The sequence below is a fragment of the Pseudomonas fluorescens genome, from assembly GCF_001708445.1.
GTDB lineage: Bacteria > Pseudomonadota > Gammaproteobacteria > Pseudomonadales > Pseudomonadaceae > Aquipseudomonas > Aquipseudomonas gorinensis.
Window position 1 is genome coordinate 2,336,961 of sequence record NZ_CP015637.1, and the last position, 15,467, is coordinate 2,352,427.

Genomic DNA, 15,467 nt, shown 5'->3' on the forward strand with positions numbered 1-15,467 from the left:
AGGGATGGCCCATGACGGCGGCCCACGCTCCAAAGCCTTCGTTCGGGCACACCGAGCCTAGGCGAGGTGCCGAGTGGTGGGGCACAGACCTTTTGGTTACTTTTGGGGCTCTTTTCCAAAAGTGACCCGCCGTAAGGGCGGAACCGCCAGTGGCCGTTACCGCAGAAATGGATATGTACACAGACCCACACTAACTCAACAACACCACCCCCCCAGGCAACTCCGTACACCTGGCCCCATAAGCATCCCGAATCAACAGCGCCACCCCCGCCAACTGCTGCAAGCTGAACCGCGCCTGCACTCGCCGCTTGCCCAGTTCCTTGTTCAGCAACACCAACATCCCCGGTCGATATCGGTTGATCTCATCCACCACCGTCGCCAACGTTGCGTTGTTGAACACCAGCACCTGCTCACGCCAGGCCACTACCGCGTGGGCATCGACGCTCGTCACTTCACCCATGCCCGCCGCGCCGTAGGTCAGTTGCCGGCCACTCTCCAGGCGTACATTACGCCCGGCGACGTCCACCGACAGCCACCCCTCGATACAGGTCACGCAGACGTTGCGATCGGTATGCCGCACGTTGAACCGCGCCTGGGCCGCGCTCAGCCAGCCCTGGCCCGCCTGGACCTTGAGCGGCTGTGCCACGTCGGCGAGGACTTCGACTTCGCCTTCGAGCAGTTCGATCCCCTGCCCCACCCGGCTGATGCGCGTCTGTGTATTGAGCTCCAGGCTCACACCCTCGCTCAATAACACCTGGCGCTGTTCGCCGACCTCGGTTCGGTAGTCGGCGGTCAACCCGGCAAACCCGCCCGGCACACCGACGTTGACCATCACCACCGCCGCCGACGCTGCAATCGCGCCGCCGAGGAAGGCACGCCGGCCAAAATGACGCGGGCGCTCGGCCTGTTCGGCCGCTGCGCCCAAACGCTGCCACAGCGTCTTGGCCTGTTCGAACGCCTGGGCATGTTCCGGGCTTTGGGCGCACCACGCTTTCAGGGCCTTGGCATCGGCCACGGTAGCGCGGCCCGAGGTCAACAGGACCAGCCAGTCGCGGGCTTCGTCGTGCAGTGGGCTGGCGGGTGTTTCCCGGGCGGTGGAGAAGCTAAAAATATTCAAGCGCGCAAATACTCACGGATTTATCAGGGACTCACTACTAAGACGGTTTCCCGGCCCCGGGACCGAACCGCTGAATCACTTTTCTTTCCAGGCGCTGGGCACAGTAGCCCAGGGCAGCCTTGATTTCTTTCTCGACCATGCGTGTGGAAATGCCGAAACGCTGGGAGATTTCCAGGTGCGGCGCCTCTTCCAGACGCGCGGCGATGAGGATCTTGCGCCGGCGTGCCGGCAGTTCGTAGAGGGCCTTGACCAGCGATTGGATTTCTTTCTGGCCACCCACCACCCGCGACGGGTCCAGGACTTCGTCGGCGCTTTGCAGCAGCTCTTCCACCTCGCTGCCGGTCAGCAGGCGCGCGTCGGCCTGGCGGCGGTCGGCGGCGATGTTCAAGGCCATGCGGTACAGGTAGGCATTGGGCTGCTGAAGGTTTGGCGGCATGTCCATGCGGTCGACCCGCAGGTAGGTTTCGTGCAGCACGTCGTTGGCCAGGTCCTCCGAGCCCAGGCGCTTGCGCAACCGCACCTTGAAGTCCTCGTAGGACGCCAGGAACAAGCTGACCATTGTGCTCTGCCCGGTATTTTTCATCCGCCCCAGGCTCCGTTTGCTGCTGTGCATTCCATGCGCGTTCCTGTTGTGTCAGGCATCAAAAGTAAAGTCACCGGTTGGCGCAGGGAACTCGGTGCCGGGCGTTCGACCCGCGCGGTTGCCAGGCTGCGTACCAGTGCTTCATCGCGTTGTTCATCGCCGGTGGAACTGACCAACCGACTGTGTTCGATCAGCCCTTGCGGGTTGACCCACACCTGCACCAGTGCCCGAAAACTGCCGGGCCGGGTCAGCGGCGAGCGGCACAGGCTGGTCTCGATGGCCTGCTGCAAGGCCGTGGCGTAGCTGTTGTTGATGCGCGCGGCATTGCGTGCCGCCGTACCACGGGTTGCAGGCGGCTGGCTGACCTCGGGCAGTTGCAGGGTAAACGCATCGCTGCGTGCATAACGTGCCATCAGGCCACTCCCTGTCAGCAACATCGCCAGAGCCTCCTGTGCCGTGAAGCGCCCGCGCACACTGATGGAGCGCCGGCCCAGCGTCAGTTCGCGGTCGACCAGCACCGCCATGCCGGTGGCACGGCTGTACGCTTGCAGTGCGTGTTCCAGGTCTTGTGCCGGCAGGTCCAGGCTCAACAACGGGGGCTCTGCCTTGGCGGGCGGCGTGCCCGTCAGCAGCAACAGCAAGACCAGGGCGCATACGGCGCGCCGCCAAGTCCCCTGTTCACCCCCCGCGTTGCATCGCTGCACGGCCGACGTGTCCTTGAAAACCGTCATCCTGAGGCCAGTTTATGAACCTGATGTTACGGTGATAGCAAAAAAAACATCACGGTGACGAGAGGCCCGCTGCACTACACTTTCACGCCATGCCGGCCCATTCTCTCGGGCCCATCAGGAGGCTCCGATGAAGCTGTTTCCAACCCTCGCCAGCCTGTTGCTGTGTATCGCAATGCCCCTCGCCCACGCTGAAACCGCGGCCAATGGCTGCACGGAAGTCACGGTGGATGGATATAAGGCGCCCAACTACGGCTGCCTTGGCCAGCAGATGGGGAATGCACCGAACGCGGCCAAGGCCGCACAAAAAAATCGCGAAGCGCAGAATATCCCGGTACAGAAGCGGCCACCGAACCAGGTGGGGCTGTCTACCCCTGCGGCGACCAGTGTGCGCATGGGCAATACCTTCGGGACCTCGGTGAAACCGCAGCGGCCTTGAGGGCTCTGGGCACAATCCATCAAGCATTCAATAGATTTTTCATCGCTGGCCGATGCTGGTGGGTGCGACGACTCGACTTGCCCCCGATGGTGGTGGGTCAGTTAACAAATAAGTGACTGACACGCCCTCATCGGGGCATAAGTATCTACACAACTTTTTTCAGCGGTCTGTGGCGAGGGAGCTTGGTCCCGTGGCGGCCTTCGGGCCGACCGTTAGCCGTCCTGGGCCAGGGATGGCCCATGACGGCGGCCCACGGATTCAAGCCTTCGTTCGGGCACACCGAGCCTAGGCGAGGTGCCGAGTGGTGGGGCAAGAGCCCTTTGGTTACTTTGGGGCTCTTTTCCAAAGTGACCCGCCGTAAGGGCGGAACCGCCAGCCGCCGTTACCGCAGAAACGGATATGTACACGGACCACCCGCCATTACCGCAGCAACGGATATGCCCCCGACCCCCGACCCCCAATACACCAGCGACCATGAGCAACGGATATACCCTACCAAACCAACCCCAACACCTGCCGATACCGCTCCACCCCCTGCGCCGTCTGCCGCACCAGACTCACCTCCAACCCCAACGGATCCTCCCGCCGATTCCCACTCAACTGCCGCCACCCCTTATCCGCCTCCCACACCCGCACCTGCAGATCACTGACCCCCGTCAACACCACCACCCCATCCTTCGCCGCCGGCAACGGAAAGCGATCCCGCGCCGGCGCGACCGCGCGGTACAGGTTGTCGCCCTTGAGCCACCAACGCACCCGCTGCAACCCATCCCCCGCGACCGGCGCACTGCGGATCACATCCAACCGAAACCCCTTGCTGTCGGAACTGCGCACCGTCACCGCCGCCAACCCGTCCGATGGGGCCGCGCGGTCTTTCGGCGGGTTCAGTTCCACACTGGCGCGCAGGCTGACGTCGCGCTGCAACTGGTTCAACGCCCGCAACACCGCCTCGGTCTGTTCCGTGCTCGCCTGCAAGTGCTGATCGGCCCGGTTAACGCTGTCGAGCCCCCGCCAGGCAATCAGGCTGACCAGCGCCATGAGCATGATCGCCACCATCACCTCGATCAGCGTAAAACCCTTCTGCGATGGGTTCATGGCTGGCTCACCACGCGCATCAAGCCCGCAGCATCGCGTTGCAGGCTGAGACGGTGTTGCCCGTCAGACAGCACCACACGCACGGGCGGGTTGATCCATTCGGCGTTGAGCACCAGGGTTTGCCGCGGCTCGATGTTGATTTGCATCGGGGTGCTCTCCCACAGGCGCGGGCGCAGTTGGGCGTCGCCCTGGAAGGCTTCCACGCCCAGGCCGTCCTCGCTGGGGCGGTTGAAGCGAAAGCCCTTGGCGTCGGCGCGCCAGGTGATCGGGCGGCCGTCGGCGCGGGCTTCGGCCTGGGCCACTTGCAGCAGTTGGCTCAGGCGTTCGGCGTCTTTGCGCAGCAGCTGCAGTGGGTCGGGCTTGATGGTCAGGCTGATGGCGGCGCTGGCGATGCCGATGATCACCAGCACCACCATCAGTTCGATCAGGGTAAAGCCATGCTGTTTCATGGTGGCGTACCTGGAAAGCTGGCGAGGTTGTGAAATAAAAACGTGCGAATTGGCCTGTAGGCTGGTGCCATGGACAAACAGGAGGTCCTTCCCATGGCATTTGCCCTTCGTTTTTCACCGGCCCATGGCGTACAGGCCCTGGGCGTGCTGGCGGCGTTGGCCGGCGTTGCGGTATGGACGCCGCTGCTGCTCACCTCTGCCGAATCCCATACGCCCCAGGTTGCGCCCCAGGCGCTGGCGACGCGCAGTGATAACCCCGCGCTGCAATGGTTCTCCACGGTGCCGGCGGCGGTGCAGGTCAAGGTTTCGGGGGTGCTGGCCGGGGCACGTGGTGCGGTGGCGATCCTCAGCCTCAACGAGGGCCCGCCGCGCAGCTTTTTACTCGGCGAGCACCTCAGCCCCGGCGTGCGCTTGACGGCCATCGCGGGTGACAGCGTCGAGATCGAGCGCGCGGGCGAGAAGGTGCGCGTGCCCCTCGACACATTGCCGCAGGCGCCGGCCTTGCCACGGTTCACTCGGCCTTGACCTGCGGCCTGGCCAGCGAGGTTTCCAGGCGGGCCAGGGGTGGTGCGTCGCGGCTGGCGTCCAGCACTTGCACATTGACCTGCAACAGCCGGTTATCGGGGCCGATGCTGATGGTTTGTTCGCAGCGCAGTTTCAAGCGCCCCTGATCACACGTGAACGTCCTCTTGCCGGGGCTCGCACGCCCCTCCAGGCGCAATTCCGCCAGACGACTGTGTGCCGCCAGCAACGCCATGGACTTGTCGCGCAGCAGGCCGTTGCTCTGGGTCATCAGCCCGGCCACGCGCACGGCGGCGGCCATGGCCACGGCGATGATCGCCAGCGCCACCAGCACTTCTATCAAGGTAAAACCTTGCGCGTTGCGACGGCCGTACATGGCGCTCTCAAAGCCGGGAAACAGGCCCGCAGACTAGCGCCGCGAGTTGACCGATTGGCGACCGAAGCTCCCGAGGATTTTCAATACGACTGACATGTGTTCTTGCAACACTGCGCCACGAAACGCACTCAAGCCAAGGAATGTCGAGATGGATATCGCGCGCCTAACATCCCCCACGCCAGGCCCTCGCGGGCAACGTGGCTTTACCCTGATCGAGATCATGGTGGTGGTGGTCATCCTCGGGATCCTCGCGGCCATGGTGGTACCCAAGGTGCTCGACCGCCCGGACCAGGCGCGGGCTACCGCCGCGAAACAGGACATCGCCGGGTTGATGCAGGCGCTGAAACTCTATCGCCTCGACCACGGCACTTACCCCACTATGAACCAGGGTCTCAAGGTGCTGGTGGAACGCCCGGCCGATGCGAAGAACAGCAACTGGCGCGCCTATCTCGACCGCCTGCCCAACGACCCATGGGGCCACCCTTATCACTACCTCAACCCGGGCGCCAACGGTGAGGTCGATGTGTTCTCCCTGGGCGCCGACGGCCAACCGGATGGCGAAGGCGTCAATGCCGATATCGGCTCCTGGCAGTTGTAAGGCGCGCCATGAAACGGTATTCGTCCGCAGCGGCGAAGCAGCGCGGCATGGCGATTATCAGCGCCTTGCTGATCGCCGCGGTGGTGGCGGTGATCGCCGGCGGCATGCTCACGCGCCAGACCGTCTTTACCCGCAGCCTGGAAGCCGAACAGTTGCGTGTGCAGGGCCAATGGCTGTTGCAGGGTGGCCTGGAACGCAGCCGTCAGCTGCTCTGGGCGGCGCGCCAGAAGGACGTGCTGACGCGCCTTGACCAGCCCTGGGTGCGCATCCAGGCCGGCGTGTTCGAGGGGCGGATCGACGATGAACAGGGCAAGTTCAACCTGCGCAACCTGGTTAACCGCGAACAGCTCGACGCCGAGCAATTGCACAACTTCGAGCGCCTGTGCCGCACCCTTGGCGTGGACCCGGCCGTCAGCCGCCGCATCAGCCAACGGGTGATCGCTTCCTACGCACAAAAGGGGTTGCCCGCCAAATACCCGATGCTGCGCAGCCTCGACGACCTGAGTGGCCTCGAAGGCCTGACCCCCGAGGTGTTGCAGCGCTTGCAGGCCTACATCAGCGTGCTGCCTGGCAATACCTGGGTCAACGGCAACACCGCCAGCGCCGAAGTGCTCAGCGCGGTGGTGCCGCAGCTCAGCCTGTCCCAGGCCCATGGGCTGGTGGCCGAGCGCGACAATGGCCATTGGTTTATCAACCGTGGGGATTTCGTCAACCGTCTGCACTTGCCCCAGGTGGCGGTGGATTCGGTGCAAGTGGGCATTACCAGCGAGTGGTTTCGCCTGCAGGGCCAGGCGCGGCGCGAGCGCCGTCGAGTGACGATCGACGCGTTGTTGCATCGCCCCGAAGACCGTGAACCCAAGGTGATCTGGTCGCGGGTGGGCGTATGAAACGCTTGCGCATTGGCTTGCCGCCGCTGGACCAGGTCAGCGCTGAAAGCCGGGTGAAATTTGCCTGGCTAGACCGCGGTGTGGTGGTGTCCGAAGGGCATGAAAGCCTGACGCAATTGGGCAAGAGCCGGCAGGCCGTGGACTGTTTTCTGCACCCGCGTGACAGCCTGCTCACCAGCCTTGAGCTGCCGCCATTACCCGCTGCAAAAACCCATGCGGCGGTGGCCTGTGCGGCGCAGGCGTTGATCCTCGGCGCGTTGGACCAGATGCACGTGGCCCACGGCCCGCGCGACAGCCAGGGGCGCGTCCAGGTGGGCTGGGTGCCCAAGGCCGGCCTGGAACAGTTGGCCCAGATACTGGCGCAGGTCCAGCTCAAGCTGCGTGGCCTGTACCCGGCGCCCTATGCCTTGCCGGTAGGCGCTGCGGCGTTGGACGACGGGTATCTGTTGACCCGCGATAGCCTGCAACAAGGGACGGTTCATCCATTGGGATTGCAGGCGCTCGATCTGCCGCTGGTGGACGCCACCCAACGCTGGACTGGCGCGCTGCCCGGTTGGGGCCTGCACGGCCACCTCAATCAAACGGCCAGCGGTGGTTGGGGCAGGGCGCTGGCCTGTGTCGCCCTGGCCACCGTCATCTGGACCCTCGGCCTGAACCTCTACGCGGCGCGCCAAGTGGACGAAGGCCAACGGCTCAAGGCCTTGATGAGCCAACAGGTACGCCAGGCATTCCCCGAATTGCCGGTGGTGCTCAACCCCTTGCAGCAGGCCCGCCAACAGCTGGCCGCGCGGCAAACCGGCGCGGCGGCCGACCCCGGCCAGCGCTTTACCAGCCTGTTGCAGATCGGCGGCAGCAACTTGCCGTTCATGGTGGGCAGCGTCGACAGCCTGGTTTTCGAACAAGGGCGCTTGCACCTTGGGTTGCTGGCCGACACTCACAGCCCGACGCTGCCAGGCGAGGCGCAGGCCGCGTTGGCCCAGGCCGGTTTTACCGCGACCCGCGATGACCACGGCTGGACCCTTGGCCTGGCGCAACCGGCAGAGCAAGCGGGAGCCAGCGATGAATAAGTGGCGCCGTCTGCGTAGCCAGGCCCAGGGCTTCTGGCGCGGCCTGGCCCTGCGTGAACAACGCCTGCTCAGCGGCGCCAGCCTGGTCCTGGCGGGCATGCTGACCTGGCTGGTGCTGGTGCAGCCTGCGTTGAAGAAGATCGACTACTGGCAGGCCGAAACCCCGAAATTGCGCGCCCAAGCCGCCGCCTTGCAGGTGCTGTTACAGGGCGTCACGGCGCCTCGGCACGCCGACGAAAGCGCACTGCGCCAGGCCCTGGACAGCGCCGGCCTGCAAGGCCGCTATCAGTTGCAGGCCCTGGAAACCGGTGGCTGGCGCCTGACATTCGACAACGCCCCGGCCGATGCCGTGGTGGACTGGTTGCTGGGCAACCCCCGTGCATTTTCCCTGGAGGTGTCCGAGGCGCGCTTGCAGCGTAGCGCGGACGCCGTCGACAACTCGGCCGGCACTGTGTCCGGGACCGTTCGCATGGATCAGGCGCTTGGCGCTAAGGAAGCTTCATGAAGTGGTCAGTCCCCAACCCCGCGCCTTTTCGAAAGGTCGCGCCGCTGCTGTTACTGGCCTTGAGCGCGTGCAGCCATAACCCGCCGCCCGACACGCCGTTGCTGGTGGACAGCGAGCTTGGCCAGCCCTTGGCCGACACCCGGCGCAGCGGCGAAACCATGCTCGATCGCCAGCGCGAACCGGCGCCCACGCCGCGCGTCCAGCACCCGCTGACCAACAGTGCCCGTGCTCATGCCCCGAGCACCGTCAAGGCGCGCAACCCGCTGGGCGATCAGCCGGTGCAACTGAATTTCGTCGACGCCGATATCCAGGCCGTGGTGCGTGCGCTGTCCCGTGCCACCGGTCAGCAATTCCTGGTCGACCCACGGGTTAAAGGCAACCTGACCCTGGTCAGCGAAGGCCAGGTGCCGGCGCATCAAGCCTATGACATGCTGTTGGCGGCGTTGCGCATGCAGGGGTTCAGCGTGGTCGACGTCGGCGGTGTGGCCCAGGTGGTGCCCGAGGCCGATGCCAAGTTGCTCGGCGGGCCGATCTACAGCGCCGGCAGCAGCGGCATGCAGACGCGGACCTTTCGCCTGCAATATGAAAACGCGGTGAACCTGATTCCAGTGCTGCGCCCCATCGTGTCGCCGAACAACCCGATCAACGCCTACCCCGGCAACAACAGCATCGTCATCACCGACTACGCGGAAAACCTCGCGCGGGTGGCGCAGATCATCGACGGCATCGATACCCCCGGCGCCATCGACACCGACGTGGTGAAGGTGCAGAACGGCATTGCCGTGGACATCGCCACCATGGTCAGCGAACTGCTGGATACCCAGGGCGCCGACCAGACCCAGAAGATCAACGTGGTCGGCGACCCACGCTCCAACTCGATCATCATTCGCGCCGGCAGCCCCGAGCGCACCGAGCTGGCGCGCAACCTGATCTACAAGCTCGACAACGCCCAGAGCAACCCGAGCAATATGCACGTGGTGTACCTGCGCAACGCCCAGGCGGGCAAGCTGGCGCAGTCGCTGCGCGGCTTGCTCACCGGCGAGAGCGAGTCGGGTGTCAGCGAGGAAGCGCGGGGCAAGCTCAGCGCCATGGGTGGCACTGGCCAGACGACCCAGGGCAACACCACCACGCAGAACAGCAGCGGTACGCCCACCGGCAGCGGCGTACCGTCCGCGTATGGCCAGACCGGCACCACCGGCACCAGCGCCAACGGCAGCACCGCCAGCGATCAGAACACCGCGTTCAGCGCCGGCGGCGCGACCATCCAGGCTGATGCCACCACCAACACGTTGCTGATCTCCGCGCCCGACCCGCTGTACCGCAACCTGCGCGAAGTGATCGACATGCTCGACCAGCGCCGCGCCCAGGTGGTGATCGAAAGCCTGATCGTCGAAGTCGGCGAAGACGACGCCAGTGAATTTGGCGTGCAATGGCAGGCTGGCAACCTGGCGGGCAAGGGCGGCTTCGGCGGCGTCAACCTGGGCGGCAGCGGGGTCAATGGCACGCCCACCAGCAAGACCAGCATCGACGTATTGCCCAAGGGCCTGAATATCGGTCTGGTCAATGGCACCGTGGACATCCCCGGCATTGGCAAGGTGCTCGACCTCAAGGTGCTGGCCCGTGCGTTGAAGAGCAAGGGCGGTACCAATGTGCTGTCGACGCCGAACCTGCTGACCCTGGACAACGAAGCCGCGAGCATTTTTGTCGGGCAGACCATTCCGTTCGTCACCGGCAGTTATGTGACGGGCGGCGGTGGCACCAGCAATAACCCGTTCCAGACCGTGCAGCGTGAAGAAGTGGGGCTCAAGCTGAATGTGCGCCCGCAGATCTCCGAGGGCGGCACGGTGAAGCTGGATATTTACCAGGAGGTCAGCAGCGTGGATTCCCGGGCTTCGGTGGCGGCGGGCACGGTGACCAACAAGCGCGCGATCGATACCAGCATCTTGCTGGACGACGGGCAGATCATGGTGCTTGGCGGGTTGTTGCAGGATGGCTATAGCCAGAGCAATGACGCGGTGCCTTGGCTCTCGGATATTCCGGGGTTGGGGGCGTTGTTTCGCAATGAAAAGCGCAGTGTGAGCAAGACCAATTTGATGGTGTTTTTGCGGCCTTACATTATTCGTGACGGTGGGGCGGGGCGCAGTATTACGTTGAATCGGTATGAGTTTATGCGCCGGGCGCAGGGTGGGTTGCAGCCGGAGCGTAGTTGGGCGATGCCGGATGTGCAGGCGCCGCAGTTGCCTTCGGTGGAGAAGGCGATTCCTGGGGCGCAGCAACAGCAGCAGGGGCCGCGGGCGGTGATTCGGGCGGTGCCGGTTTCTGGTTCTGGGGGGAGGCCGTGAGTGTTTTGATGGTGTACATATCCGTTGCTGCGGGAGCGGTGGCTGGCGGGTTGGGGTACATATCCGTTGCTGCGGTAACGGCGGCTGGCGGGGGGGGGTACATATCCATTGCTGCGGTAACGGCCACCTATGGTTCCGCTCTTACAGCGGGTCACTTTTGGAAGGACCCAAAAGTAACCAAAAGGTCCTCGCCCCACCACTCGGCACCTCGCTTAGGCTCGGTGTGCCCGAACGAAGGCTTTGGAGCGTGGGCCGCCGTCATGGGCCATCCCTGGCCCAGGACGGCTAACCCGGCGTCCTGAGCCTAAGCGAGGTGCCGAGTGGTGGGGCAAGAGCCCTTTTGGTTACTTTTGGGGCTCTTTTCCAAAAGTGACCCGCTGTAAGAGCGGAACCGCCAGTAGCCGTTACCGCAGCAATGGATATGTACACCCCCCCGCCAGCCACCGTTCCCGCAGCAACGGATATGCCCACGCCCACCCCCAAAAAGGGCCCACCCCATGAGCCTTCTGCCCTACGCCTGGGCCAAATCCCAACGCATCCTCCTGCGCCCCAGCGAGCAGGGCATGCTGCTGACCGTCTGCCCCTCAACCCCCGGCTGGTCCATCAGCGAAGTCCATCGCCAGTTCGGCCAGGCCCGCCTCGAGCAAGTGCGCGATGACGAACTCGACGGCCTGCTCGCCAGCGCCTATGCCGATACAGGCAGCGCCGCCGCTGTGGTCGGCGCTGCCGAAAACGAAGTCGACCTCGACCGCCTGATGCAGGACATGCCCGAGATCACCGACCTGCTCGATACCCAGGACGGTGCGCCGGTGATCCGCATGATCAACGCCTTGCTGACCCAGGCCGCGCGGGACGAGGCCAGTGATATTCATATCGAGCCGTATGAAACCCATTCCGTGGTGCGCTACCGCGTCGACGGCACCCTGCGTGACGTGGTGTCGCCGCGCAAGGCGTTGCATGGCGCGCTGGTGTCGCGCATCAAGATCATGGCGCAGCTCGACATCGCCGAAAAACGCTTGCCCCAGGACGGCCGTATTGCCCTGCGCGTGGCCGGGCGGCCGATTGATATTCGTGTGTCGACCGTGCCCACCGGGCATGGCGAACGCGTTGTGATGCGCTTGCTGGACAAGCAGGCCGGGCGTCTGCAATTGGAGACCCTGGGCATGGAGCCGCAGTTGCTCGCGCGCCTCGACACCTTGATTCGCCAGCCCCATGGCATCGTGCTGGTCACCGGGCCCACCGGCAGCGGCAAGACCACCAGCCTGTACGCGGCCCTGGCGCGGCTGGATGCGAGCACCAGCAATATCCTCACCGTCGAAGACCCGGTGGAGTACGACCTGCCGGGTATCAGCCAGATCCAGGTCAACGCCAAGATCGACATGACCTTCGGCCTCGCGCTGCGGGCGATCCTGCGCCAGGACCCGGACATCATCATGATCGGCGAAATCCGCGACCTGGAGACCGCCCAAATCGCCGTGCAGGCCTCGCTCACCGGCCACCTGGTGCTCGCCACCTTGCACACCAACGACGCGGTGTCGGCGGTCAACCGCCTGATCGACATGGGCGTCGAACCGTTTTTGCTGGCCTCGTCACTGCTGGGCGTATTGGCCCAGCGCCTGGTGCGGCGCCTGTGCCCGCATTGCAAGCAGGAAGACCCCGCCGCGCCTGGCACCTGGCGCCCGGTGGGCTGCGCGCAGTGCAACCAGATCGGCTACAGCGGGCGTACCGGCATTCATGAGTTGTTTTGCGTCGACGACGATATCCGCAGCCTGATCCACCAAGGCGCCGGCGAGCAGGATTTGCGCGTGGCCGCACGCCGTGCGGGGATGTTCAGCATGCGTGAAGACGGCGAGCGCTGGGTGCGCAGCGGCGCCACCGCGCCCGAAGAAATCCTGCGCGTGACACGGGACGCCTGATGAATCGCTATCGCTATGAAGCCGCCGATGCCAGCGGCAAAGTCGAGGCCGGGCACCTGGAGGCCGACAGCCAGAGCGGCGCGTTTGCCGTGCTGCGCAGCCGTGGCCTGACCGCGCTGCGGGTGCAGGTCGAAGGCAGTCAGCAAAGCGCTGCCGGCAGCAGCCTGTTCAGCGCCAAGCTGTCGGACAACGACCTGGCCTGGGCCACGCGGCAACTGGCGAGCCTGCTCGGCGCCAGCCTGCCGTTGGAGGCGGCGCTGAGCGCCACGGTGGAGCAGGCCGAGAAAAAGCACATTGCCCAGACCCTGGCCGCTGTGCGTGCCGATGTGCGCGGCGGCATGCGGTTGGCGGATGCCTTGGCGGCACGGCCACGGGACTTCCCGTCGATCTACCGCGCACTGATCGCGGCGGGGGAGGAGTCCGGTGACCTGGCCCAGGTGATGGAACGCCTGGCGGACTACATCGAAGAGCGCAACAACCTGCGCGGCAAGATCCTCACTGCGTTCATCTACCCCGGTGTGGTGGGGCTGGTGTCGATCGGCATCGTGATTTTCCTGCTCAGCTACGTGGTGCCGCAGGTGGTCAGCGCGTTTTCCCAGGCGCGCCAGGACCTGCCGGGGCTGACCCTGGCGATGCTCAACGCCAGCGACTTTATCCGCGCCTGGGGCTGGCTGTGTTTCGGCGGCATCGTCGGCAGCTTCTGGGGTTGGCGCCTGTACCTGCGCGACCCGGTGGCGCGGTTGAACTGGCACAGCCGGGTGCTGCGCCTGCCGCTGATCGGGCGTTTTGTGCTGGGCCTGAACACCGCGCGGTTTGCCTCGACCCTGGCGATCCTCGGCGGTGCCGGCGTGCCGTTGCTGCGTGCGTTGGAAGCGGCGCGGCAAACCCTGTCCAACGAGCGCCTCAGCCAGTGCGTCAACGATGCCACGGCCAAGGTGCGCGAAGGCGTCAACCTGGCCCCTGCACTGGCGGTGGAAAAAGTCTTCCCGCCGGTGCTGATCCACCTGATCGCCAGCGGCGAAAAAACCGGCTCGCTGCCGCCGATGCTCGAACGCGCCGCGCAGACCCTGTCGCGGGACATCGAACGGCGTGCCATGGGCATGACCGCGTTGCTGGAGCCGTTGATGATCGTAGTAATGGGCGCGGTGGTGCTGGTGATCGTGATGGCGGTGCTGTTGCCGATCATCGAGATCAACCAACTGGTGACCTGACTCCACGCGGTCAAAAATGTGGGAGGGGGCTTGCCCCCGATTGCGGTGTGTCAGCAACAACTGAGGTGACTGACCCACCGCTATCGCCGGCCCTCAACCTCGGGTTCCTCATTCCGTCACATCCACTCCCCTCGCCACAGCCCGCGCCGCCTTGACGAAACCCGCGCTGAAACCCCGCTGTCACCTACCGCCAAACCGCTCAAAAGCATGACCAAAACACCCGAGAATCTTTTTAAAAATCAAGCCCTTCCTCCCGAGGTTTTTTCGTTTTGCTGTCATCGGAAGCTGCCAAATTCCTAACCCATGGCCTCACCCCTCGCCACCCCCGACACACGGCTTGGGACCGAAGCCATGGCGTCATGCAAGAGCCATCTACCCCAAACGTACAAACACGATGAAAGGAGATTCTTCATGTTTAAGCGCAACGTTCTCGCGGTATCCATGACCCTCGCTGCACTGTGCTCGGCACAGGCTGCAATGGCTGACATCAACGGCGGTGGTGCGACCCTGCCACAGAAGCTGTACCAGACCTCCGGTGTGCTGACTGCCGGTTTCGCCCCTTACATTGGTGTGGGCAGCGGGAATGGCAAGGCAGCCTTCTTGACCAACGATTACACCAAGTTCGTGGCTGGCGTGAGCAACAAGAACGTGCACTGGGCCGGTAGCGATTCGAAGCTGACTGCGACTGAACTGTCGACCTACGCCACCAACAAACAACCTACCTGGGGCAAATTGATCCAGGTGCCTTCGGTGGCTACTTCGGTTGCCATTCCTTTCCGCAAGAGCGGTGCCAACGCGGTTGACCTGAGCGTTTCAGAGCTGTGTGGTGTGTTCTCCGGCCGTATCACTGACTGGAGCGGGATTTCGGGCGCTGGCCGTACTGGCCCGATCACGGTTGTCTATCGCAGCGAGAGCAGCGGTACCACCGAGCTGTTCACGCGTTTCCTTAACGCCAAGTGCACTGAGACCGGCACTTTCAACATCACCACCACCTTCGGCACCAGCTACACCGGTGGCCTGCCTGCCGGCGCTGTTGCCGCCACTGGCAGCCAGGGCGTGATGGATGCCGTGAACGATACTTCTGTCGCTGAAGGCCGCATCACCTACATGAGCCCTGACTTCGCTGCGTCTACGCTGGCCGGTCTGGACGACGCCACCAAGGTTGCCCGTGTTGGTAAAAACACGGCTAAGGGCATCAAAGGCGTATCGCCAGCTCCGAGCAATGTTTCCGACGCCATTGCTCAGGTTCTGCCACCTAACGACCCGAGCGCTCCGCTCGATGTCACCAACCCGGACAACTGGGTTCCAGTGTTCGGTAAAACAGGCGTGGCCGGTGTCCAGCCGTACCCGGATTCGGGCTACCCAATCCTCGGCTTCACCAACCTGATCTTCAGCCAGTGCTACGCCGACGCTACCCAGACCAGCCAAGTGCGTGCCTTCTTCACCAAGCACTTTGGCGACACCAACAACAACGACGACGCCATCACGGCCAACCGTTTCGTACCGCTGCCAGATAACTGGAAAACCGCCATCACCGATAACTTCGTGACGGCAAGCAGCGCGTTGAGCATCGGCAAAACCAACGTTTGCAACGGCATCGGTCGTCCGCTGTAACCCAAGCTTTCACCGACC

Annotated in this window: 16 protein-coding genes; 10 read left to right on the forward strand and 6 right to left on the reverse strand. The window is 64.3% G+C overall.

Annotated elements, in window-relative coordinates; genetic code table 11:
• Window positions 1-190: 190 nt before the first annotated feature.
• Genes A7317_RS10640 through A7317_RS10650 form a run of 3 tightly spaced genes read right to left on the reverse strand, consistent with a single transcriptional unit; the run spans window position 191 to window position 2,341 of the window.
• Window positions 191-1,117, reverse strand: a complete 927-nt coding sequence (locus A7317_RS10640; RefSeq protein ID WP_024074803.1) for a FecR family protein — start codon at window positions 1,115-1,117, stop codon at window positions 191-193.
• A 37-nt stretch (window positions 1,118-1,154) separates the two neighbouring features.
• Window positions 1,155-1,700, reverse strand: a complete 546-nt coding sequence (locus A7317_RS10645) for an RNA polymerase sigma factor (protein ID WP_024074802.1) — start codon at window positions 1,698-1,700, stop codon at window positions 1,155-1,157.
• Complete coding sequence (locus A7317_RS10650) at window positions 1,697-2,341, reverse strand: secretin and TonB N-terminal domain-containing protein (RefSeq protein ID WP_041161160.1); 645 nt, start codon at window positions 2,339-2,341, stop codon at window positions 1,697-1,699. Before A7317_RS10650 ends, A7317_RS10645 begins: the two co-directional genes overlap by 4 nt.
• Window positions 2,342-2,558: 217 nt before the next feature.
• On the opposite strand from A7317_RS10650, the gene A7317_RS10655 reads away from it, so the two are divergent.
• On the forward strand, window positions 2,559-2,867 hold the full coding sequence (locus tag A7317_RS10655) for a hypothetical protein (RefSeq protein ID WP_024074800.1): 309 nt from the start codon (window positions 2,559-2,561) through the stop codon (window positions 2,865-2,867).
• Window positions 2,868-3,359: 492 nt separating this feature from the next.
• Here the strand turns inward: A7317_RS10655 and A7317_RS10660 are convergent, their stop codons facing one another.
• The gene (locus A7317_RS10660; protein WP_024074805.1) at window positions 3,360-3,962 is read right to left on the reverse strand and encodes a type II secretion system protein GspJ; all 603 of its coding nucleotides are present in this window, start codon (window positions 3,960-3,962) and stop codon (window positions 3,360-3,362) included.
• Window positions 3,959-4,411 carry a type II secretion system minor pseudopilin GspH gene (gene gspH, locus A7317_RS10665; protein ID WP_024074806.1) on the reverse strand — a complete coding sequence of 151 codons (453 nt, stop codon included), beginning with the start codon at window positions 4,409-4,411 and terminating at the stop codon, window positions 3,959-3,961. Before gspH ends, A7317_RS10660 begins: the two co-directional genes overlap by 4 nt.
• A gap of 93 nt (window positions 4,412-4,504) precedes the next feature.
• Here gspH and A7317_RS10670 point away from each other — a divergent pair, with 93 nt between their 5' ends.
• A complete protein-coding gene (locus A7317_RS10670; protein ID WP_024074807.1) occupies window positions 4,505-4,936 on the forward strand; it encodes a type II secretion system protein N in 432 nt (143 codons plus the stop codon).
• Here A7317_RS10670 and gspI read toward each other — a convergent pair.
• Complete coding sequence (gspI, locus tag A7317_RS10675) at window positions 4,923-5,309, reverse strand: type II secretion system minor pseudopilin GspI (RefSeq protein ID WP_024074808.1); 387 nt, start codon at window positions 5,307-5,309, stop codon at window positions 4,923-4,925. The genes A7317_RS10670 and gspI overlap by 14 nt on opposite strands.
• A gap of 148 nt (window positions 5,310-5,457) precedes the next feature.
• On the opposite strand from gspI, the gene gspG reads away from it, so the two are divergent.
• From gspG to A7317_RS10715, 8 genes are all read left to right on the forward strand, one after another.
• The gene (gene gspG / locus A7317_RS10680) at window positions 5,458-5,907 is read left to right on the forward strand and encodes a type II secretion system major pseudopilin GspG (protein ID WP_024074809.1); all 450 of its coding nucleotides are present in this window, start codon (window positions 5,458-5,460) and stop codon (window positions 5,905-5,907) included.
• Window positions 5,908-5,915: 8 nt separating this feature from the next.
• Window positions 5,916-6,794, forward strand: a complete 879-nt coding sequence (gene gspK / locus A7317_RS10685; protein WP_024074810.1) for a type II secretion system minor pseudopilin GspK — start codon at window positions 5,916-5,918, stop codon at window positions 6,792-6,794.
• Complete coding sequence (gene gspL / locus A7317_RS10690) at window positions 6,791-7,861, forward strand: type II secretion system protein GspL (RefSeq protein ID WP_024074811.1); 1,071 nt, start codon at window positions 6,791-6,793, stop codon at window positions 7,859-7,861. The genes gspK and gspL overlap by 4 nt, the downstream gene beginning before the upstream one ends.
• A complete protein-coding gene (gene gspM, locus A7317_RS10695) occupies window positions 7,854-8,366 on the forward strand; it encodes a type II secretion system protein GspM (protein WP_024074812.1) in 513 nt (170 codons plus the stop codon). The genes gspL and gspM overlap by 8 nt, the downstream gene beginning before the upstream one ends.
• Window positions 8,363-10,708, forward strand: coding sequence for a type II secretion system secretin GspD (gspD, locus tag A7317_RS10700; RefSeq protein ID WP_024074813.1), 2,346 nt, complete (start codon window positions 8,363-8,365; stop codon window positions 10,706-10,708). The genes gspM and gspD overlap by 4 nt, the downstream gene beginning before the upstream one ends.
• 497 nt (window positions 10,709-11,205) lie before the next feature.
• The gene (gene gspE / locus A7317_RS10705; RefSeq protein ID WP_024074814.1) at window positions 11,206-12,624 is read left to right on the forward strand and encodes a type II secretion system ATPase GspE; all 1,419 of its coding nucleotides are present in this window, start codon (window positions 11,206-11,208) and stop codon (window positions 12,622-12,624) included.
• Window positions 12,624-13,835, forward strand: a complete 1,212-nt coding sequence (gspF, locus tag A7317_RS10710) for a type II secretion system inner membrane protein GspF (RefSeq protein ID WP_024074815.1) — start codon at window positions 12,624-12,626, stop codon at window positions 13,833-13,835. The genes gspE and gspF overlap by 1 nt, the downstream gene beginning before the upstream one ends.
• A 411-nt stretch (window positions 13,836-14,246) precedes the next feature.
• Window positions 14,247-15,449: a substrate-binding domain-containing protein gene (locus A7317_RS10715; protein WP_024074816.1), complete on the forward strand. Its 1,203-nt coding sequence runs from the start codon at window positions 14,247-14,249 to the stop codon at window positions 15,447-15,449.
• Window positions 15,450-15,467: the final 18 nt, after the last annotated feature.

Excerpts from the sequence above, each read along its gene's own strand:
- A7317_RS10645 (WP_024074802.1), bottom strand. The coding sequence starts at position 1,700 with ATGAAAAATACCGGGCAGAGCACAATGGTCAGCTTGTTCCTGGCGTCC.
- A7317_RS10655 (WP_024074800.1), top strand. The coding sequence starts at position 2,559 with ATGAAGCTGTTTCCAACCCTCGCCAGCCTGTTGCTGTGTATCGCAATG.
- A7317_RS10660 (WP_024074805.1), bottom strand. The coding sequence starts at position 3,962 with ATGAACCCATCGCAGAAGGGTTTTACGCTGATCGAGGTGATGGTGGCG.
- gspH (WP_024074806.1), bottom strand. The coding sequence starts at position 4,411 with ATGAAACAGCATGGCTTTACCCTGATCGAACTGATGGTGGTGCTGGTG.
- A7317_RS10670 (WP_024074807.1), top strand. The coding sequence starts at position 4,505 with ATGGCATTTGCCCTTCGTTTTTCACCGGCCCATGGCGTACAGGCCCTG.
- gspI (WP_024074808.1), bottom strand. The coding sequence starts at position 5,309 with ATGTACGGCCGTCGCAACGCGCAAGGTTTTACCTTGATAGAAGTGCTG.
- gspG (WP_024074809.1), top strand. The coding sequence starts at position 5,458 with ATGGATATCGCGCGCCTAACATCCCCCACGCCAGGCCCTCGCGGGCAA.
- gspK (WP_024074810.1), top strand. The coding sequence starts at position 5,916 with ATGAAACGGTATTCGTCCGCAGCGGCGAAGCAGCGCGGCATGGCGATT.
- gspL (WP_024074811.1), top strand. The coding sequence starts at position 6,791 with ATGAAACGCTTGCGCATTGGCTTGCCGCCGCTGGACCAGGTCAGCGCT.
- gspM (WP_024074812.1), top strand. The coding sequence starts at position 7,854 with ATGAATAAGTGGCGCCGTCTGCGTAGCCAGGCCCAGGGCTTCTGGCGC.
- gspD (WP_024074813.1), top strand. The coding sequence starts at position 8,363 with ATGAAGTGGTCAGTCCCCAACCCCGCGCCTTTTCGAAAGGTCGCGCCG.
- gspE (WP_024074814.1), top strand. The coding sequence starts at position 11,206 with ATGAGCCTTCTGCCCTACGCCTGGGCCAAATCCCAACGCATCCTCCTG.
- gspF (WP_024074815.1), top strand. The coding sequence starts at position 12,624 with ATGAATCGCTATCGCTATGAAGCCGCCGATGCCAGCGGCAAAGTCGAG.
- A7317_RS10715 (WP_024074816.1), top strand. The coding sequence starts at position 14,247 with ATGTTTAAGCGCAACGTTCTCGCGGTATCCATGACCCTCGCTGCACTG.